Here is a 19693-nt window from a genome sequence, read left to right as displayed (position 1 = left end):
ACCGATTAACCGCATTCTGGCATAGAGCGCCGCAAAACGCGCGTCCGTCTTGAAGTCCGCTACCCTGACACTCTATGTAGGGAAGATGAAACTTGCTGATTCCCAACGCTTGGCGAAGGGGTTCAGGGCCACACCGATGAAGGATTGATATGAGAAATCCCGTAGATACCGCCATGGCTCTGGTGCCGATGGTCGTCGAGCAGACCAACCGCGGCGAGCGTTCCTACGACATTTATTCGCGTCTCCTCAAGGAACGTATCATCTTCTTGACGGGTCCCGTCGAAGATCACATCGCGACACTCGTCTGCGCACAGCTGCTTTTCCTCGAGGCCGAAAACCCGAAGAAGGAAATCGCGCTCTACATCAACTCGCCGGGCGGCGTCGTCACGTCGGGCATGGCGATCTATGACACGATGCAGTTCATCAAGCCGGCCGTGTCGACGCTCTGCATCGGCCAGGCCGCATCGATGGGTTCGCTGCTGCTCGCCGCCGGCCACAAGGACATGCGCTTTGCCACGCCGAACGCCCGCATCATGGTGCACCAGCCGTCCGGCGGGTTCTCCGGTCAGGCGTCCGACATCGAGCGCCATGCCCGCGACATCATCAAGATGAAGCGCAAGCTGAACGAGATTTACGTCAAGCATTGCGGCCGCACCTATGAGGAAGTCGAGCAGACGCTTGATCGCGACCACTTCATGAGCGCTGACGAGGCGAAGGACTGGGGTCTGGTCGACCGCGTCATCACGAGCCGCGAGGCGATCGAGGGCGCGGAAGGGGCGTAAGCATCGCGGTTCGATGCAACGCTCCACGCTTCGGGATGCCATGACGCTCGACGAATACAACGCTTTCTGCGCTTCGCTCCCTGCCACGTCACATGTCGTGCAATGGGGCGGGGCGCATGTCTGGAAGGTCGGCGACAAGGTTTTCGCCGTCGCCGGATGGAGCGAAAAGGAGTTGCTGGGGGTCACCTTCAAGGTATCGGAGCTTGCGTTCGATATCCTGCGCGAGCAGCCGGGGTGCCGTCCGGCACCCTATCTCGCTTCGCGCGGAATGAAGTGGATTCAGCGGCAAACGGGCGAATCAGTGGACGACGCGGCCTTGTGTGACTATCTAAGAGAAAGTCACGGTTTGGTTGCGGCCAAGTTGACGCGCAAGGCGCGCGCTGATCTTGGCTTAAAGCGCGAATGAACGCAATCGTGTGATTTGTAATGATCGCGGGGCTTTATCAGCGCCATAAAGCCGGTAATATTGGCCGTTAATGCTATGTTGATTTGTGACAGTCTAGCATTCGGTGTTTAAGCGGGGAATGCGTTGCGACCGGTTTCACGGGCTTGGTCCCGGTCCGGTCAGTGCCCCTGGAGCCTTTGAAGAGCGCGCAAGCGCTATCTGTAAGGGCGGTTTGAGTGGTCCGGCCATCTTCCGGGAGATGAGCGGCGTGCTGGAAGGAAAGTGATATGAGCAAGGTCAGCGGCAGCAACGGCGGCGACTCCAAGAATACCCTGTATTGCTCTTTCTGCGGAAAGAGCCAGCACGAAGTCCGGAAACTCATCGCCGGACCGACCGTATTCATCTGCGATGAATGCGTCGAATTGTGCATGGACATCATCCGCGAAGAGAACAAGACCTCGATGGTCAAGTCCCGTGATGGCGTTCCCACGCCCCAGGACATCATCAAGGTCCTCGACGAATATGTCATCGGCCAGCAGCAGGCGAAGCGCATCCTGTCGGTCGCGGTGCACAACCACTACAAGCGCCTGGCGCATTCCGCCAAGGGCTCGGACGTGGAGCTGGCGAAGTCCAACATCATGCTGGTCGGCCCGACCGGCTGCGGCAAGACCTATCTTGCGCAGACGCTCGCCCGCATCATCGACGTGCCCTTCACCATGGCCGACGCCACGACGCTGACCGAAGCCGGTTACGTCGGCGAGGACGTCGAAAACATCATCCTGAAGCTCCTGCAGTCGGCCGACTACAATGTCGAGCGCGCGCAGCGCGGCATCGTCTATATCGACGAAGTCGACAAGATCTCGCGCAAGTCCGACAACCCGTCCATCACCCGTGACGTTTCGGGCGAGGGCGTGCAGCAGGCGCTGCTGAAGATCATGGAAGGCACGGTCGCTTCTGTACCGCCGCAGGGCGGCCGCAAGCACCCGCAGCAGGAATTCCTGCAGGTCGACACGACGAACATCCTGTTCATCTGCGGCGGTGCGTTTGCCGGCCTCGACAAGATCATCTCGGCGCGCGGCGAAAAGACCTCGATCGGTTTTGGCGCACAGGTTCGTTCGCCGGAAGATCGCCGCGTCGGCGAAGTCCTGCGCGAACTGGAGCCGGAAGATCTGGTGAAGTTCGGCCTCATCCCGGAATTCATCGGCCGTCTGCCGGTTCTGGCGACGCTGGAAGACCTCGACGAGGATGCACTGATCCAGATCCTGTCCGAGCCGAAGAACGCGTTGATCAAGCAGTACCAGCGCCTGTTCGAGATGGAAGACGTGGAACTGACCTTCCACGAGGACGCGCTGCGCGAGATCGCCAAGCGCGCCATCATCCGCAAGACTGGTGCGCGCGGCCTGCGCTCGATCATGGAGAAGATCCTGCTCGACACGATGTTCGAGCTTCCGACGCTCGAAGGCGTGCGGGAAGTCGTCATCTCGGATGAAGTGGTCAAGGGCTCTGCCCGCCCGCTGTACATCTACTCGGAGCGCTCCGACGAGAAGGCCAACGTCTCGGCCTGATCGTGTCGCCTCTGTCGCTTCAGGAAGGACCCGCCCCGGCGGGTCTTTTCGTTTGTGGTCAACTCGCGACATTTCGTGACTGGCCGCTGGCGGGTGAAGGAGGCATGATGCCGAACCTGCCGTGTATGTAAGACGTTGCGAAACGATGCGTTGCGGGCGAAGATGGAAGACTTCGATTCTGTTTTGCGTATGCTCCGGCGACAGGCCGGGGGAAGGCCGCAAGTTCCGCAACAGCGCGGAAGACTACACTTCCTTCCGTTGGTTCGTCTGGCCCGACACGGGGTGGGGCACTCCGTTGCCGGGCTTGAAAAAGTGTTAACCGCACGCCACTTGTGGATGGAAAAGATCGCCGGCCCGTTATGCTTTTAGCGCCGACAGGACCGGTTCCCGGAAACGGGACGTTTGAAAGGAAATGACATGACGAAAAAGACGTCTGCGCCGCACGATTCCACGGCCTTCCCGGTCCTGCCCCTGCGCGACATCGTGGTGTTCCCGCACATGATCGTTCCGCTGTTCGTCGGCCGCGAGAAGTCGATCCGCGCGCTCGAGGAAGTCATGGGCACCGACAAGCAGATCATGCTTGCGACCCAGATCAACGCTTCCGACGACGACCCGGAAACCGACGCCATCTACCGCATCGGCACCGTCGCCAACGTTCTCCAGCTCCTGAAGCTGCCCGACGGTACCGTCAAGGTGCTGGTCGAAGGCCGCGCGCGTGCCGAGATCGACGGCTACACCGAACGCGAAGAGTTCTACGAGGCGCTGGCCCATGTGCTGGCCGAGCCTGAAGAGGACCCGGTCGAGATCGAGGCGCTGTCGCGCTCCGTCGTCTCCGAGTTCGAGAACTATGTGAAGCTCAACAAGAAGATTTCGCCGGAAGTCGTCGGTGCCGCGAGCCAGATCGAGGATTACTCGAAGCTCGCCGACACGGTCGCCTCGCACCTCTCCATCAAGATCGTCGAGAAGCAGGAAATGCTCGAGACGACGAGCGTCAAGCTTCGGCTTGAAAAGGCGCTCGGCTTCATGGAAGGCGAAATCTCGGTTCTGCAGGTCGAAAAGCGCATCCGCTCGCGCGTCAAGCGCCAGATGGAGAAGACCCAGCGCGAGTACTACCTGAACGAACAGATGAAGGCGATCCAGAAGGAACTCGGCGACGGCGAAGACGGCCGCGACGAGATGGCCGAACTGGAAGAGAAGATCGTCAAGGCCAAGCTCTCCAAGGAGGCCCGCGAAAAGGCGGATGCCGAGATGAAGAAGCTGCGCCAGATGAGCCCGATGTCGGCGGAAGCCACCGTCGTGCGCAACTATCTCGACTGGCTGACCGGCATTCCGTGGGGCAAGAAGTCGAAGATCAAGACCGACCTCAACGCCGCGGAGAAGATCCTCGACGAGGATCATTTCGGCCTCGACAAGGTCAAGGAGCGCATCGTCGAATATCTCGCCGTGCAGGCCCGCTCGACCAAGATCAAGGGGCCGATCCTGTGCCTCGTCGGCCCTCCGGGCGTCGGCAAGACCTCGCTCGCCAAGTCGATCGCCAAGGCGACCGGCCGCGAATACATCCGCATGGCGCTTGGCGGCGTGCGTGACGAGGCCGAGATCCGCGGTCACCGCCGCACCTATATCGGCTCGATGCCCGGCAAGGTCATCCAGTCGATGAAGAAGGCGAAGAAGTCCAACCCGCTCTTCCTGCTCGACGAGATCGACAAGATGGGCATGGATTTCCGTGGTGACCCGTCGTCTGCTTTGCTCGAGGTGCTCGATCCGGAACAGAACTCGACCTTCATGGATCACTACCTGGAAGTCGAATACGACCTGTCCAACGTCATGTTCGTGACGACGGCAAACACGCTGAACATTCCTGCACCCCTGATGGACCGCATGGAAGTGATCCGCATTGCCGGCTACACGGAAGAGGAAAAGCTGGAAATCGCCAAGCGGCACCTGCTGCCGAAGGCGATCCGCGACCACGCGCTGCAGCCGAAGGAATTTTCGGTCACCGACGGCGCGTTGATGGCGGTCGTCCAGCAGTACACCCGCGAGGCGGGCGTGCGTAACCTCGAGCGTGAACTGATGAAGCTCGCCCGCAAGGCGGTGACCGAGATCATCAAGGGCAAGTCGAAGAATGTTGAAGTCACGGCGGAGAACATCCACGACTTCCTCGGCGTCCCGCGCTATCGCCACGGCGAAGCCGAGGGCGAGGATCAGGTCGGTGTCGTCACCGGTCTTGCCTGGACGGAAGTCGGCGGCGTGCTGCTGACCATCGAAGGCGTCAGCCTGCCGGGTGGCAAGGGCCGTATGACGGTGACCGGCAACCTGAAGGACGTGATGAAGGAATCGATTTCGGCGGCGGCCTCGTATGTCCGCTCGCGCGCCGTCGATTTCGGCATCGAGCCGCCGCGCTTCGACAAGACCGACATCCACGTCCACCTTCCCGAAGGTGCGACGCCGAAGGACGGCCCATCGGCTGGTATCGCCATGGCAACCGCCATCGTCTCCATCATGACCGGTATCCCGGTCTCGAAGGATGTGGCGATGACCGGTGAAGTGACGCTGCGCGGCCGGGTCCTGCCGATCGGCGGCCTGAAGGAAAAGCTGCTTGCAGCGCTTCGCGGTGGCATCAAGAAGGTGCTGATCCCGGAAGAGAACGCCAAGGATCTGGCGGACATTCCGGACAACGTGAAGAACAGCATGGAGATCGTCCCGGTCTCGCGCATGGGCGAGGTCATCAAGCATGCGCTCGTGCGTCGGCCCGAGCCGATCGAATGGGACGGAACTGCCGAAGCGGCCAAGGTTCCGGCGGTCGAATCGACCGAAGATGCCAACGGCGCGATCGCGCATTGAGCCTTAATGCCGGCTAAGCAATCCGGCGTTTTGGAGTGAAACTGGAAAAGACCGGCCTTCGTGCCGGTCTTTTTCGTTGAAAAACGTGTGTAAACCCCGGATTCTCAGGGGATTGCGACGAAATTTTCTTGCGAGGCGAAGGCCGATGCGTATTCTGCCCCCGACTTGTATGAGTCGTTTCAAACCGTAAGAAAGGGGTGGAAACATGAACAAGAATGAACTCGTATCCTCGGTCGCTGAGAAGTCGGGCCTGTCGAAGACGGACGCAGCATCTGCTGTAGACGCCATTTTCGAGACGATCCAGGGCGAACTCAAGAGCGGCGGCGACGTTCGTCTCGTCGGTTTCGGCAATTTCTCCGTGTCGCGCCGTGAAGCTTCGAAGGGCCGCAACCTTTCGACCGGCGCCGAGATCGAGATCCCGGCCCGCAACGTGCCGAAGTTCTCGGCCGGCAAGGGTCTGAAGGACGCCGTTAACAGCTGATCCGCTGCTGCTGCATCCGTCCTTTGGCCGGTTCGGCTCAAGGGCGCATTCGGCTTTCAAAAGCCTGCAGGGTCCTTGCGTGTCATGCGCGACGCTATGGGGGAGGGCGGTTACCCACTCCGCCGCCAATCCTGAATTTCAGGGTCGGGGTCCGGTTCATCCGGGCCCCCTTTTATTTGCGGGGAATGGTCCGCGGCTGTAGTCGAATTGTCATCGGCCTGTAACACGAAAGCCTCAGAACCGCCGGGTTCCTTTTGACCCGGAGGCTTTCATGAAAACCCGTTCGCTCACTGCTGCCCTGGCAGCGGTCCTCGCCGCATCGGTGGCCCCTGCCGCCAGCGCCGAGCCTGTATTCAATCGCATTGCATCCTTTGCCGTTGCCGACAACCTGCCGGAAGGCAAGGACAAGGCAACACCGACCTCCTCCGAAATTATTGCTGCGTCCGAGGATGGCAACACGCTTGTCTATTCCGACAGCCCGAACAAGGCGATCGGCTTCATCGACATTACCGATGCGAAGGCCCCGAAGGCTGGCGGCACCGTCGCCTTCGAAGGCGAGCCCACCTCGGTAACGATTGCCGGCGGCAAGGCGCTCGTCGCGATCAACACCCGCGAAAGCTTCGTCAAGCCGTCCGGCGTCCTCGCTCAGGTCGATATGGCCTCGAAGGCCATCGACACGACCTGCGACCTTGGCGGCCAGCCGGACTCGATTGCCCTCAACAAGGACAAGACGATCGCCGCGATCGCCATCGAAAACGAGCGCGACGAAGAGGTCAATGATGGCGCCATTCCGCAGATGCCGGCCGGCGATCTGGTGATCCTGTCGCTCAAGGACGGAATCGTCGATTGCGGTTCGATCAAGCACGTCACGCTGACCGGCCTTGCCGACGTCGCCGGCGACGACCCGGAGCCCGAATTCGTCGCCTTCAACGGCCTGGACGAGATTGCGCTGACGCTGCAGGAAAACAACTACATCGTCATCATCGATGGCAAGACGGGTGACGTGAAAAGCCACTTCTCGGCTGGCACCGTCAGCCTCGAAGGCATCGACACCAAGAAGGACGGCGCGCTGAAGTTCACCGGCGAGATGAAGGATGTCGCCCGCGAGCCCGACGCCGTGAAGTGGCTGGACGACAACCGCTTCGTTGTTGCCAACGAAGGCGACTGGAAGGGCGGCGCACGCGGCTTCACGATCTTCGACAAGACCGGCAAGGTTGTCTACGAGAACGGTGCCGGCTTCGAGCGCGAGATCGCTAAGATCGGTCACTACCCGGACAAGCGCAACAAGAAGGGCGTCGAACCGGAAGGCTTGGAAGCAGCCAAGTTCGGTGACGACAACCTGTTCTTCGTGCTCGCCGAGCGCGCCTCCATCGTTGGCGTCTACAAGGACACCGGTGCCGAGCCTGAGCTTCTCCAGCTCCTGCCGTCGGGTGTCGGTCCGGAAGGCGCCGTCGCCATTCCGAGCCGCAACCTCTTCGTGACCGCCAACGAAACCGACCTCGTCGAAGACGGCGGCGCCCGTTCGCACGTCATGATCTATGAGCGCGCGGAAGGGGAAGCCGCCTATCCGCAGATCGTCTCCACCGAGAAGGACGGCGAACTGATCGGTTTTGGCGCACTGTCCGGCCTCGCTCCGGTCAAGGACAAGCCGGGCATGCTTTATGCCGTCAACGATTCCTTCTACGCTTCGCAGCCGACGGTCTTCACGATCGATGCAACCGCCAAGCCGGCGAAGATCGTCGATGCCCTGCGCATCACGCGCAATGGTGCTGCCGCGCAGAAGCTCGACAGCGAAGGCCTGACGCCGGACGGCGAAGGCGGTTTCTGGCTCGCCAATGAAGGCGATGCTGACAAGCTGTACAGCCACGCCATCATCCACGTGAACAAGAAGGGCGAGATCGAGAAGGAAATCGCCATTCCCTCCGAGCTGCGCGCCGGCGAGAAGCGCTTTGGCTTCGAAGGCATCACCAGCGTTGGCGAAGGCGATGACCAGGTTCTCTGGATGGCCATGCAGCGCGAATGGGGTGATGACGAGAAGGGCTTCGTGAAGCTCGTTTCCTACAAGCCGTCGTCGGAAGAGTGGGGCGCCGTGCGCTATCCGCTCGAAAAGACCGAAGCCGGCTGGGTCGGCCTTTCCGAAATCACGGCGAGCGGTGACTACGCCTACATCATCGAGCGTGACAACCTGATCGGTCAGGCTGCCAAGCTGAAGAAGCTCTACCGCGTGGCGCTTGCCGACCTGAAGCCGGCCAAGCTCGGCGGTGACCTGCCGGTCGTCAAGAAAGAAGAGGTCCGCGACCTCATTCCCGACCTGAAGGGCGCCACCAACGGCTTCGTCGTCGACAAGGTCGAAGGCTTCACCATCGACGCTGCCGGCAACGGCTTTGTCGTGACCGACAATGACGGCGTCGACGACTCGTCCGGTGAGACGCTGTTCTTCGGTATCGGCCCGATGAACGCGATGTAATGAACACCGGAGCGCGGCGTCTCTTCCTCTTGGGGGAGACACTGCATCTGGCACATTGCCAAACTGAAAAGGCCGGGATCTCGCGATCCCGGCCTTTTGTCATTCATGGTGTCGGCGGGCTTAGCCGACGGCTTGCAAAGGGCGAACGGGCGCCGCGTCGGCACCACCTTCGGTCTTGTCTCTTTCCCGCTGCAGCGCGTCTGTCTTCTCGCTGAGACAGCCGATAATGCCCTTGAGCTGCTGCTTCTGTTCCTCGGTGAGGACGTTGAAGATCGCCTCGATCATTTTGTGCTGAGGCTGCTGGGCGGCGGAGATCACCGTCCGGCCGGTATCCGTAATCGAAACGATCTTGGCGCGACGGTCTTTCGGATCCGGCTCGCGCTTGACCAACTTGTCACGCTCGAGACCATCGATCGCTTCCGTCACCGTGCGGGGGGCGAAACCAAGTGCGCAGGCAATATCCGTCGACCGCTGCGGGCCCTGACATTCCAGAAGAAGCAGGAACTTGCTGCGGGCGAGCGATACACCTTCGTCCATCATGCACTCGTTCACCAGGCGGCTGACTTGATGGTAGAGTTTAAACATGCCCTGGGAGATTTCTATCGTGCTACTCATGAGGGGAAATATAGGTATTATGAGGGACCATGTCAAATGATTGTGAAGGTTTTCAGATAATTTGATCATAGATATTGAACGATGCGTGTAAATGCGAACGGTCAGGCAACGGGCTTTTTTCCTGTTTCTTCTCCGGCCTTTTCAGGGGGGATCGATTTCTTTCCTGCATAACCCGGCGGACATTACTGCAAGCATTGACCGGCGGGAGGGCTGAGGTGATTGTCCGGCCATGCCTTTCCGCTTCATCCACACCGCAGACCTGCACCTTGATTCGCCGCTCACCTCGCTCGCTTTGCGCAACGCCGAACTCGGCGATCTCGTGCGCGGCGCGACGCGCAAGGCGCTGGAGCGCATCGTTGATCTCGCCATTTCGGAGGAGGTCGACGCCGTCATCATCGCCGGCGACCTTTATGATGGCTCGCAGACCTCGATGGCGACGGCGCTCTTCCTGATGGGCCAGATGCGCCGGCTGGAGGCGGCCGGCATTCGCGTCTACCTCATTCGCGGCAACCACGATGCACAGTCGCAGATCACCCGCGAACTGACCTTTCCACCGAACGTGCACGTCTTCGACGGTCGCGGCAAACCGGTGAGAGCGGGCGCACTCGACAACGGCCGGGAGATTCACATCCACGGCGTCAGCTTCGCCCAGCCACATGCGCCCACCTCGCTGCTGCCGACCTATCGCGGGCCGGTGGCGGATGCCGTCAACATCGGCCTCATGCACACCAGCCTTGCGGGCGCGAGCAGCCACGATCCCTATGCGCCCACGAGCATCGCCGACCTCTCCGCCCACGGGTTCGACTACTGGGCGCTCGGCCATATCCACCAGCGCCGCGTGCACCTGGAAAAGCCGTGGATCGTCATGCCCGGCAATCCGCAGGGCCGTGACATCAATGAGGGTGGACCGAAGGGCATAACGCTTGCGACCATCGCGGAAGACGGCACGATCACCTGCGAGGAGCGCGGTGTTGCCGTCGCCGTGTTCGAGCGATTGACGTTGGATCTTGCCGGTATCGACGACTGGCGCGGCATGCTCGACCGTGCCGAGACCGTTCTGGCGCGGGCGAGGGAAGCGGCTGCCAGCGCGCATCTGGTGGCACGCCTACTCCTGACCGGCGCCACGCCGCTCGCCTGGCGCCTACGCCGCGATGAGGATCTGTTGCTGGGCGAGTTGCAAAACCTCGCCGCCTCGCTTGGCGAATGCTGGATGGAGGCGGTGGAACTTGCCGTGTCCCTGCCGCTGGTAGCGAGCAATGTCGATGCAGGGCCGGTCACCGAACTTTCGCGCCTGATGCATGAGGATGTGGTGCGGAGCCACGCATTTCGCGAGGAACTGCGCGAGACCGTGACCGACCTTCTGCGTCAACTGCCAAAGGAGGCGCGCAGCCTGCTGGCAGCTGATGAAATGGCGGAGGAAGCGTTGCTCTCTGAACTCGCCCTTCAGGGTTCCGATGCCGTGCTTGCCCGCCTTGGCGGCGACGGCGAGAGGACGTAGACGCCATGCGCCTCGATCGCCTCGACCTCGTCCGCTATGGAAAATTCACCGATCGCAGTCTCGATTTCGGCCCGGTGCGGCTGGGAAAACCGGATTTCCACCTCGTGCACGGCCCCAACGAGGCCGGCAAATCCACCCTGTTCTCCGCCTATCTCGACCTGCTCTTTGGTATCGAGAAATCGAGTGCCTACGGCTTTCTGCACCCCTACTCGCTGATGCGCGTCGGCGGCCGGCTTTCCATCGGCGGTGAGCGCCACGACGCCTATCGCCTCAAACGCAACCAGGCCTCGCTCGTATCCGTCGATGACCGGCCGTTACCGGATACGCTTTTCGCCTCCGTGCTCGGCGGCATGGACCGCAACGCCTACCGCACCATGTTCTCGCTGGATGACGAGAGCATCGAAAAGGGCGGAGAGGACATCCTGAAGAGTGAGGGCGAACTCGGCTCGATGCTGTTTTCCGCCAGCTCCGGCCTTTCGGACATGGCTACGGGGCTTGCCGCGCTGAAATTGGAAGCGGACGAATTCTATCGCCCCTCCGGGCGTAAACACGGGCTCTCGACGCTGAAGGCCGAGATCGAGGCGCTGGCAGCGGAGCGCAAGGTCTTGGACGTGGCGGCCCGGGACTACGGCATTCTGGTGCGCGAACGCGACGCCGCCGCCCATCGACATGAGGAGGTGACCGCCGCCCGTTCCGGCATGCGCACTGCCCTCGCGCAGGTGGAGCGCAGCCTCTCCGCGCTGCCCTATCTCCGTCGCTTGCGCGCCCTGCGGGCGGAACTCGGGGCCTTCGATCTGGGCGATTCCCCGCCAGCGACCTGGCGGTCTCTCACTGGCGAACTGGCGCGCGAGGAGGCCGAAATCGCGGCACGAGCCGCGCGCGTCGAAGCCGAGCGTGAACGCCATGTCGGGGAGCGTGCGGCGCTTTCCGAAGACGACGCAGTCCTCGCCGCCGAGGCGGACATTGCAGCCCTTACCGGCTCCGCTCTCGAAGCCCGCTTCCGGACGGCGGCGATGGACCTGTCCTCCCGCGAGGCGGAGCGCGACCGCGTCGTCGCGACGATCGGCGCGGGCATCGTCGCGCTCGGCCTTTCGCCCGATGCCGATCCCGCGGAAACCCTGCTGCCGCCCGGTCTCGGCGAAAAGCTCGCGGCCCTCCTGTCGCGGCGAACGGCCCTTGCCGAACGCTCCGAAGCCGCACGTCGGGAGCATGCCGAGGCGGAGAAGGTGCTGGCTACAACCGGCAGCAAGGCCGGTTCGGCTTTGGACGAGGATGCGGACAAGGAAGAGGCGCTTCTATCCACTCTCGGCGCGGTCTTGCGCGCCGCCCGTTCCGGCGATCTCCTGGCACGCATGCGCGAAGCCCGCCGCCTCGTCGCTCTTGCACGGCAGGAGGCGGACGGCGCGATGGCGCGGCTTGCGCCCTGGTCCGGTACGGCGGCGACGCTGGAAGGCCTGTCAGTCCCGGCAGCGGCGGAACTGGAAACTCTGCGCAAGCGGTATGACGCGGCCGCCGAGGCCTTGCATCGGCAGAAGGAACAGGCCGCGGCACTTGAGCTTGATGCCACGTCCAGCAAAACCATGCTGACGGCTCTTCAACAGGAGACCGGTGTGGTTGGGCAGGATGCCGCTGGGCAACTGCGCTCGGAGCGTGAGTTGAAATGGCAGTCGCATCTGGCACAGCTTGATCGAGGGACGGCGGAGATTTTCGAGGAGAGCATGCGTCGGGATGACCATGCCAGAGATGTCCTCCTTCGCAATGCCGATCGCCTTTCGGAGATGCGTATCCTTGAACGCAGCCTGGTAGAGGGCATCGCGCGCGTTCATGCACTGGGTGCCGACGTCGCGCGGCTGGAGCAGGTCAGGGCGGAAATCGATGCAGAGGTGTCATCGCTCGCCAGTTCCATGGGGTTGCCTGAAGAAACGTCACTTGCGGAGATGAGCGGCTGGCTTGAGCGGCGGTCGATGACGCTGGAGAAGCTCGGCGGCGTTGCGCAGCAGAAGATCGAAGCCGATCTGGTCGAGACGGAGGCAGGCACCTTGTTCGCCCGGCTCCACGCGCTCCTTGACAGCAAGCCCGACGGGGATGCGACGCTCGACGAAACATTGTTCGTCGCCGAGGATCGTCTGGAGGCTTTGAAAGCGGCGCGTACGCAGCGGCTTGCTGCTGCCGAGCATCTGGCACGTGCGCAGGCGGATGTGGACATGCGCCGGAAGGCGGCAGAGGAGGCTGCCTCGGCGCTCGCAACGTGGCAGGAGGCCTGGAACGACGCGATTGCCGGCAGCTGGCTTGCAACCGAGAAGGCACCCGCCGAGCCGGAGCGCCTCCCCTCGCTTCTTCCGACCTTGCAGACGCTTGCCCAGAATGTCGAGCGGCGGCGAGACTTCGACCATCGCATCGCCGGAATGCGCCGTGACCAGCAGGAATACGGCAGTCATGCACGTCGTCTTGCCGAACGGCTTTCCGAGCCGTTCCAAGCGGACGACCCGCTGTCCACCGTTGCCGGCCTTGCCCTGCGGCTTGCCGCCGCCAAGATCGTCCGCGAACGGCGGGAGGCGATCGATAAGACATTGGTGCGGCTTGAAGAGGAGGAGAGGGGGCTGGACGAGCGCCGCGCCGTCCTGACGTCACGGCTTGCGGAAATCTTCACCTTCCTCGGTTGCGACAGCCTCGCGGACGCCGATCTCCTGCTTGAAGCCTATCGCAAGCGCGATGATGTTCGCGGGCGCATCGAGGATGCGGCGCGCGATCTGGTGCAGCAGATGCGCACCGAAACGGTCGAGGAGGCCGAGGCGCTGCTTTCGGCGGTTGACGACGACCAGCTGGCGGCGGAGAGGGCGGATCTTTCGACGCAGCTCGAAGGCCTCGACCGCGCGGTCGAGGAGCAGCATCTGGCGCGGGCGCGGGCACAGGAGGCCCTGTCGCGGGTCGCCGGCAGCGATGAGGCGGCGGTGCTGGAGGAGCGGCGGCGCACGGCGCTGATCGAGCTTGCGGAAAAGTCGCGACGGTATCTGGCGACGCGCGCCGGCATCCTGGCCGCGGAGCAGGCGTTGCGGCTCTACCGCGAGCGCCACCGCAGCGCCATGATGGAGCGGGCCTCAAAAACGTTCCGCGATATTACCGGTGGCGAATATGCCGGGCTTTCGACGATGCTGGAAAAGGACGGCGAGTATCTCGTCGTCAATGCCGCCTCCGGTGGCTCGAAGCTCGCCAAGGACCTTTCCAAGGGCACGCGCTTCCAGCTCTATCTGGCGCTGCGCGTCGCCGGCTATCATGAGATTGCCGCGAGCCGCGAGATCGCGCCCTTCATTGCCGACGACATCATGGAGACTTTCGACGATCGCCGCGCGCTGAATGCGCTGCGCGTGATGGGCGAGATGGCGAAGGGCGGGCAGGTGATCTACCTGACGCACCACCAGCACCTGCGCGATCTGGCGCTGGAAGCTTGCCCGGACGTCACGCTGCATGAATTGTGAGGGCTGAAACGTTTGGCTCCCTAGGCGGGCATTGCCGCCCGGAACTTGACTCGCCGGGCGGTAAGTGGTTCTTGGCGCACCATCTGCACCGCCGCGAAGACTGCTTCGCGTGGCGCTCCGCCTTCGCAAAACGGACAGGCATGACGATGAGGACCGGGAAAGAGGCGAGCATGTGGGAGCGGGGTTTTGCACCCGTCGGCTTCCTTGTGCTGCTCGTTACCCTGTTCCTTTCGCAATTCTCCCTGCCGGACACGACGCGCCCGGCCGGCCACCCGGACCGTGCGGCCGCCGAAGGCGGCGTTGCGCCGTCACCGCTGTCTACAGCCGACGATCTATGGTTCCCGGCAAGCGGCCATGCCGAGCGGCGAACCGCCAAGGCGAAGGCCGGCCTGCCGGAAGGTGATTCCGGCGGCAAGGCGCTTGTTGCAGGCGCCGGCGCGCTGCTTTACCCCTTTGAAACCGCCTTGGCCGAGGCTTTTTCTGCTGCCGATGATGTGGCGCCGGTGCTGTCCGGCCCGGCATCCTTCCGCAGCCGCGCGCCTCCGGCTCTTGTTGCCTGAGGCCTTGTGGCGCTTCGGCGCCGCGCCATCGAACAGAAATTCCGATCCCACGGACGGCGCTGGCAAACCTGTCGCGCCTTTCCGGCAGTTAAGTGGAACATCCCATGAAAACCTCCAAATGGGCATTGTTTGTCTCCGCCATCATCATCCTTTTCGGGATGTTTGCGGCGGTGCCCAACGTGCTTACGCCTGAGCAGCAGGCGAAATACGGGCGCTACCTGCCCGCCAACCCGGTCACCCTCGGTCTCGACCTGAAGGGTGGTTCGCACCTCGTGCTCGAGGTAGATTCCGCAGCACTGCGCAAGGCGCGCATGGATTCGCTGCTCAACGACACGCGCGCCATCCTGCGCACGGCCGGCCAACGCGCCTCGGCGGCGCGCCTTGCCGGTACGACGCTGACGGTCACGCTCCCCGACCAGGCCGCACTCGACAAGGTTCTGCCGGAGGTGCGCAAGCTCGCGACACCGACCACCACGCTCGGCTTCAGCGGCGGCTCCTCGGATATCGACGTCGCCACCAGCGGTCTCGTGATCAACGTCACGCTGACGGAAGCCGGCGTCAACGAACGCATGTCGGCTGCCGTCGAGCAGAGCCTTGAAATCATCCGCCGCCGCGTCGACCAGGTCGGCGTGGCCGAACCGCTTATCCAGCGCGTCGGCGGCGATCGCATCCTCGTGCAGCTGCCGGGTCTTCAGGATCCGACGCGCCTGCGCCAGCTGCTCGGTTCGACCGCGCAGATGAGCTTCCACATGGTCGACCAGACGGTGGACCCGAACAGCGTCGCCCCGCGCGGCGTGATGATCCTGCCCGGCGCCAACGACCCCGGCAAATACGCCGTCGAAGAGCGCGTCGCGATCTCCGGCGACCGTTTGGCCGATGCCAAGGCCGGCTTCGATCAGCGCACGAACGAGGCGATCGTTTCGTTCAGCTTCGATTCCACCGGCGCACGGCAGTTCGCTGAAATCACCCAGGCCAATGTCGGCAAGCCCTTCGCCATCGTTCTCGACGGCAAAGTGCTGACGGCACCGGTCATCCGCGAGCCGATCATCGGCGGCCAGGGCCAGATTTCCGGCAACTTCAACCCGCAGGAAGCGACCGTTCTTTCGGCGCTGCTGCGCTCCGGTGCGCTGCCGGCACCGCTTACCATCATCGAAGAACGCACCGTCGGCCCGAACCTCGGTTCGGACTCGATCCGCATGGGCCTCTATACCGGTCTCGCCGGCCTCGCCGCCGTCGTGGTGCTGATGCAGGTGCTGTACGGCTCCTGGGGTCTCATCGCCAATCTCGGCCTCGTGCTGCACACGATCCTGACGATCGGCCTGCTCGGCATCCTGGGCTCCACGCTTACCCTTCCCGGTATCGCCGGTATCATTCTCGGCATCGGCATGGCGGTCGACGCCAACATCCTCATCAACGCGCGTATCCGTGAAGAGACGGCGGCGGGGGCGGGGGCCATCAAGGCGCTCGATGTCGGCTTCAACAAGGCCTATGCGACGATCGTCGACGGCAACATGACGACCATGGTCGGCATGATCCTGCTCTTCATGTTCGGCTCGGGCCCGGTTCGCGGCTTCGCCATCACCATGATCATCGGTCTGGCGATCTCGATGTTCACCTCGATCACCTTCGTGCGCTTCCTGATGCGCGAGGTGGTGCTCCGCCGCAAGATGAAGAAGATCGACATCCATTCGATGTTCGGCCAGGTCTGGAGCATCCCGACCTTCTCCTTCATGCGCGGTCGCTATATCGCAATCGCCATGTCGGCCTTCATTTCGATAAGCTCGATCATCCTGTTCTTCACGCCGGGCCTCAACTACGGCATCGACTTCGTCGGCGGCATCCAGGTCGAGGCGACGTCCAAGACGCCGATCAACCTCGCACCGCTGCGCGAAAAGATGGAAGGACTGAACCTCGGCGAAGTGGCGCTGCAGGAATTCGGCCAGGGCACGTCCGTGCTCGTGCGCGTCCAGCGCCAGCCGGGCGGTGAAGAGGTGCAGACCGCGGCCCTCCAGAAGATCCGCGACGGCGTTGCCGAAGTGATCCCGGATGCGAGCTTCGAGCGCACGGAAGTTGTCGGCCCGACGGTCAGCACGGAGCTTGCCCGCTCCGGCTTCCTGGCCGTCGGCCTTGGCATGCTGGCGATCCTGATCTACATCTGGTGGCGCTTCGAATGGCACTTCGCCGTGGGCGCCATTGCGACGCTGATCCTGGACATCACCAAGATGATCGGCTTCTTCTCGTTGATGCAGATCGACTTCAACCTGACGGCCATCGCCGCCGTGCTGACGCTGATCGGCTATTCGGTCAACGACAAGGTGGTGGTGTACGACCGCATGCGCGAGAACATGCGCAAGTACAAGTCGATGCCGTTCTCCGATCTCATCGACCTGTCGATCAACCAGGTGGTCATGCGATGCATCTTCACCTCGGTCGCCGTGGCGGTCTCGCTGCTGCCGATGGCGATCTGGGGCGGCGATACGGTCAAGCCGTTCGCCTGGCCGATGCTGTTCGGCGTCATCGTCGCGACGACCTCGTCGATCTATATCGGCGGCCCGATCCTGCTCTTCCTGAACCGTTACTGGAAGGACCGCGCCGTCGCCACGCCGGGCGCGCCGGCAACGGAAGCGTGAAAACAGAACGGGCGCCCCTGAGGCGCCCGTTTCGTTTCAGGAGAAGCGTGCGGGGCTGAAGGTTGCAGCCCCGATGCCCTCGCGAGCGAGTGGCTCCGGCACGGGACTGCCGGCGAGGAGGGCAGCGGCAAGGCTGCCAAGTGCTGGCGACGTGAGAATGCCGTAGCCGCCCTGGCCGGCGAGCCAGAAGAAACTCGGCTGGTCCTGCGCGGGGCCGATGACCGGCAGGCGATCGGCGGAAAAGCTGCGCATGCCGGCCCAGCTCTTGAAGACGCGGCGCACGTTGAGCGTCGTTGCCTCTTCGACGTAATGGGCGGCATAGGCGATATCGAGTTCTTCCGGCTGCACGTCCGCCGGCTCGCACGGCGTCGCATCGGCTGGCGAGGCGAGCAGGCGGCCGCCTTCCGGCTTGAAATAGAAGATTTCCTCGATCTCGTTGATTTCCGGCAGGCGGCCGGCTTCGACACCCTCCGGCAGGTCGACAGTGATCGCGGTGCGACGGTGCGGGACGATTCCCACGGGGGCGACGCCGGCAAGGGTTGCGACCGTGTCCGCCCAGCCGCCCGCCGCATTGACCAGAACGCCGGCGGCGATCGTCTCCTCGTTCGTCTCGATCAGCCATTTCTCGCCGACGCGCCGGGCGCCGGCAAGCTGGCGGCTTTCCAGAATGTGTGCGCCGTGACGTCGCGCATGGCGGGCATAGGCCTGCAGCAGGGCGTCGACCTCGATGTCCCAATAGTCGGGATCGAAATAGGCCGCGGCAGTGTAGGCGGGGCTCAAAATGGGCGCGCGGGCCAGCAATGCGGCCTCGTCGAGCCATTCCACGGCAACGCCGAGCGCCTTGGCCTGTTCGAAGCGCTCGTGCACCAGCGTCTCCTTGCCATGGGTGCCGAAGAGGATACTGCCGCGAGGGATAAGAAGAGGTACGCTGGCAAAGCCCTCCGGCGGCGTGGCCAGGAAGGCATGGCTGGCGCGGGCAAGCGCATTCACCAGAGGCGCGTTGTCACGCAGCGTGAATTCCGCGGCAGAGCGGCCGGTGCTGTGATAGCCGAGTGCCGGTTCCTGCTCCAGCACGACGACGGAACGGTGTGGGCTGAGGAAGTATGCGAGCGAAATCCCTGCAATGCCGCCGCCGATGATTGCGATGTCGAACGTCTGCATGGCCGCCTCCCTATGATGGTAAAGCCGTACGAAAGCTTTCAGCATTCTTCAAATTTATAGGGATGAAGGCCGATATCAGCCGGATTGATGTGGCTCGCCCCAGCGCCATGCCGGCACGTCGGCCATGTGTGCGAGGAAAGCGCGTTCTGCCGGATTGAGCGCCGAGCCGGGATTGGTGATGCGGAAGGTTTCGGCGATGGGCAGGTCCTCATAGGGCGGCAACTGCCAGAGTTCGCCGGCCGCCAAGGCCGCGCCTGTGAGATGTATCGGCAGCATGCCGATGCCTGCATTGGCCACGACCAGCCGCAGCACCTCCTCCACATTGAAGGCCAGCGCCCGCACCTGCTGGCCGAAGGAGCCGACGGCGCGCACGGCCGTCACGGGCCCCATATGTGGCCCACCGAGAACATCGGCGAGGAAGCTCACATAGGGCTCCCCACGCAGGTCCTGCGGCCGGGCATCCAGCACGCCGAACAGCCGGTGCCCGCGGCCGCAATAGAGCGCGTAGCGTTCGTAGCAGAAAGGCACCCTGTCCAGCCCCTCCGGAATGATGCCGTCCGAAAGGCCGAGCGTCGCGACACCCCGCTCCACCGAGCGGATGACGTCCGTCGTCGTCTCGACGGTGACGCCCACGGTGACGCGCGGATGCAGCCGGAAGAAATCCGCGATCGCCCGGTCCCAGGCGGGGTTGAGGGCATGGCTGACAGAATGGAGCGTGATGTGCCCGGCAATATCCCCGCCGGAGGGCTCCATTGCCTCTGGGAGACGCACGATCGCCGAGAAAATATCATGGCAGAGGGCGTGCAGCCGCTCACCGGCCTCCGTCAGTTCGAAGCGGCCGGGGCTGCGATCGATCAGCCGATGGTCGACCGACTGCTCCAGCCGCTTCAGCGCCATGCTGACAGCTGGCTGTTGTAGCAGCAGCCGGTTCGCCGCCCGCGTGATCGAGCCTTCTTCCACCACGACCACGAAGGTGCGCAGGAGGTTCCAGTCGAGATTGTGGGCGAAGCGTTCCAGGCGGTTGATCGGCATGCGTGTAGCTAGGACGGCGGCGCGGTGAAAGGCAAGAGGCGCCGGAAAAGAGCGCGTCATTAATGTGATCCGCGGGTCGCATTTTTCCAGGAACCAAACTTGCAGCCCATGCATTGGGCTCCCCGAACGAAGGGGAAATACGTTATGTGGGAACGGTTTAGCACCAGCGGGCTCGCGGGGGCATATGTCGATGAGCTGTT

At 63.1% G+C, this 19693-nt stretch carries 13 protein-coding genes; 10 read left to right on the top strand and 3 right to left on the bottom strand.

Translation table 11 applies throughout. From position 1 onward, the window contains the following. Positions 1-149 precede the first annotated feature (149 nt). The 6 genes from BSY16_RS07900 to BSY16_RS07875 all read left to right on the top strand — a co-directional run bounded on the left by BSY16_RS07900 (position 150) and on the right by BSY16_RS07875 (position 8521). On the top strand, positions 150-782 hold the full coding sequence (locus BSY16_RS07900; protein ID WP_069059146.1) for an ATP-dependent Clp protease proteolytic subunit: 633 nt from the start codon (positions 150-152) through the stop codon (positions 780-782). 40 nt (positions 783-822) lie between these two features. Then, positions 823-1188, top strand: a complete 366-nt coding sequence (locus tag BSY16_RS07895) for an MmcQ/YjbR family DNA-binding protein (protein ID WP_069061438.1) — start codon at positions 823-825, stop codon at positions 1186-1188. 266 nt (positions 1189-1454) lie between these two features. Further along, positions 1455-2732, top strand: a complete 1278-nt coding sequence (gene clpX, locus BSY16_RS07890) for an ATP-dependent Clp protease ATP-binding subunit ClpX (RefSeq protein WP_069059145.1) — start codon at positions 1455-1457, stop codon at positions 2730-2732. A gap of 417 nt (positions 2733-3149) precedes the next feature. Next, the gene (gene lon / locus BSY16_RS07885) at positions 3150-5573 is read left to right on the top strand and encodes an endopeptidase La (RefSeq protein WP_069059144.1); all 2424 of its coding nucleotides are present in this window, start codon (positions 3150-3152) and stop codon (positions 5571-5573) included. Positions 5574-5778: 205 nt separating this feature from the next. Then, positions 5779-6054 (top strand): DNA-binding protein HupB, encoded by a 276-nt coding sequence (gene hupB / locus BSY16_RS07880; protein WP_069059143.1) that lies wholly within the window; start codon positions 5779-5781, stop codon positions 6052-6054. Between the two features lie 271 nt (positions 6055-6325). Next, positions 6326-8521, top strand: a complete 2196-nt coding sequence (locus BSY16_RS07875; RefSeq protein ID WP_069059142.1) for an esterase-like activity of phytase family protein — start codon at positions 6326-6328, stop codon at positions 8519-8521. Positions 8522-8641: 120 nt separating this feature from the next. Here the strand turns inward: BSY16_RS07875 and BSY16_RS07870 are convergent, their stop codons facing one another. After that, complete coding sequence (locus BSY16_RS07870) at positions 8642-9136, bottom strand: MarR family winged helix-turn-helix transcriptional regulator (RefSeq protein WP_069059141.1); 495 nt, start codon at positions 9134-9136, stop codon at positions 8642-8644. Between the two features lie 229 nt (positions 9137-9365). On the opposite strand from BSY16_RS07870, the gene BSY16_RS07865 reads away from it, so the two are divergent. From BSY16_RS07865 to secD, 4 genes are all read left to right on the top strand, one after another. Next, positions 9366-10634 carry a metallophosphoesterase family protein gene (locus BSY16_RS07865; protein ID WP_069059140.1) on the top strand — a complete coding sequence of 423 codons (1269 nt, stop codon included), beginning with the start codon at positions 9366-9368 and terminating at the stop codon, positions 10632-10634. Between the two features lie 5 nt (positions 10635-10639). Next, positions 10640-14110, top strand: a complete 3471-nt coding sequence (locus tag BSY16_RS07860; protein WP_069059139.1) for an ATP-binding protein — start codon at positions 10640-10642, stop codon at positions 14108-14110. A 140-nt stretch (positions 14111-14250) separates the two neighbouring features. Continuing rightward, entirely contained in the window at positions 14251-14670 is a 420-nt protein-coding gene (locus tag BSY16_RS07855) for a hypothetical protein (RefSeq protein WP_150129899.1), read from the top strand. A gap of 104 nt (positions 14671-14774) precedes the next feature. Then, a complete protein-coding gene (gene secD, locus BSY16_RS07850; protein WP_069059137.1) occupies positions 14775-17300 on the top strand; it encodes a protein translocase subunit SecD in 2526 nt (841 codons plus the stop codon). 36 nt (positions 17301-17336) lie between these two features. On the opposite strand, the gene BSY16_RS07845 is transcribed toward secD, so the two are convergent. Continuing rightward, the gene (locus tag BSY16_RS07845) at positions 17337-18461 is read right to left on the bottom strand and encodes an NAD(P)/FAD-dependent oxidoreductase (RefSeq protein ID WP_069059136.1); all 1125 of its coding nucleotides are present in this window, start codon (positions 18459-18461) and stop codon (positions 17337-17339) included. A 75-nt stretch (positions 18462-18536) separates the two neighbouring features. Next, positions 18537-19493 (bottom strand): LysR family transcriptional regulator, encoded by a 957-nt coding sequence (locus tag BSY16_RS07840; RefSeq protein ID WP_069061437.1) that lies wholly within the window; start codon positions 19491-19493, stop codon positions 18537-18539. Positions 19494-19693: the final 200 nt, after the last annotated feature.

It is taken from the genome of Sinorhizobium sp. RAC02 (genome assembly GCF_001713395.1).
Taxonomy (GTDB): domain Bacteria; phylum Pseudomonadota; class Alphaproteobacteria; order Rhizobiales; family Rhizobiaceae; genus Shinella.
Note: the sequence above shows the minus strand (reverse complement) of the source record. Positions and strands in the feature narration are given on the sequence as shown.

Coding starts and splice junctions, on each gene's coding strand:
- BSY16_RS07845 (WP_069059136.1), bottom strand. CDS start 18,461: ATGCAGACGTTCGACATCGCAATCATCGGCGGCGGCATTGCAGGGATT.
- BSY16_RS07900 (WP_069059146.1), top strand. CDS start 150: ATGAGAAATCCCGTAGATACCGCCATGGCTCTGGTGCCGATGGTCGTC.
- clpX (WP_069059145.1), top strand. CDS start 1,455: ATGAGCAAGGTCAGCGGCAGCAACGGCGGCGACTCCAAGAATACCCTG.
- BSY16_RS07855 (WP_150129899.1), top strand. CDS start 14,251: ATGACGATGAGGACCGGGAAAGAGGCGAGCATGTGGGAGCGGGGTTTT.
- hupB (WP_069059143.1), top strand. CDS start 5,779: ATGAACAAGAATGAACTCGTATCCTCGGTCGCTGAGAAGTCGGGCCTG.
- BSY16_RS07860 (WP_069059139.1), top strand. CDS start 10,640: ATGCGCCTCGATCGCCTCGACCTCGTCCGCTATGGAAAATTCACCGAT.
- lon (WP_069059144.1), top strand. CDS start 3,150: ATGACGAAAAAGACGTCTGCGCCGCACGATTCCACGGCCTTCCCGGTC.
- BSY16_RS07870 (WP_069059141.1), bottom strand. CDS start 9,136: ATGAGTAGCACGATAGAAATCTCCCAGGGCATGTTTAAACTCTACCAT.
- BSY16_RS07840 (WP_069061437.1), bottom strand. CDS start 19,493: ATGCCGATCAACCGCCTGGAACGCTTCGCCCACAATCTCGACTGGAAC.
- BSY16_RS07895 (WP_069061438.1), top strand. CDS start 823: ATGACGCTCGACGAATACAACGCTTTCTGCGCTTCGCTCCCTGCCACG.
- BSY16_RS07865 (WP_069059140.1), top strand. CDS start 9,366: ATGCCTTTCCGCTTCATCCACACCGCAGACCTGCACCTTGATTCGCCG.
- BSY16_RS07875 (WP_069059142.1), top strand. CDS start 6,326: ATGAAAACCCGTTCGCTCACTGCTGCCCTGGCAGCGGTCCTCGCCGCA.
- secD (WP_069059137.1), top strand. CDS start 14,775: ATGAAAACCTCCAAATGGGCATTGTTTGTCTCCGCCATCATCATCCTT.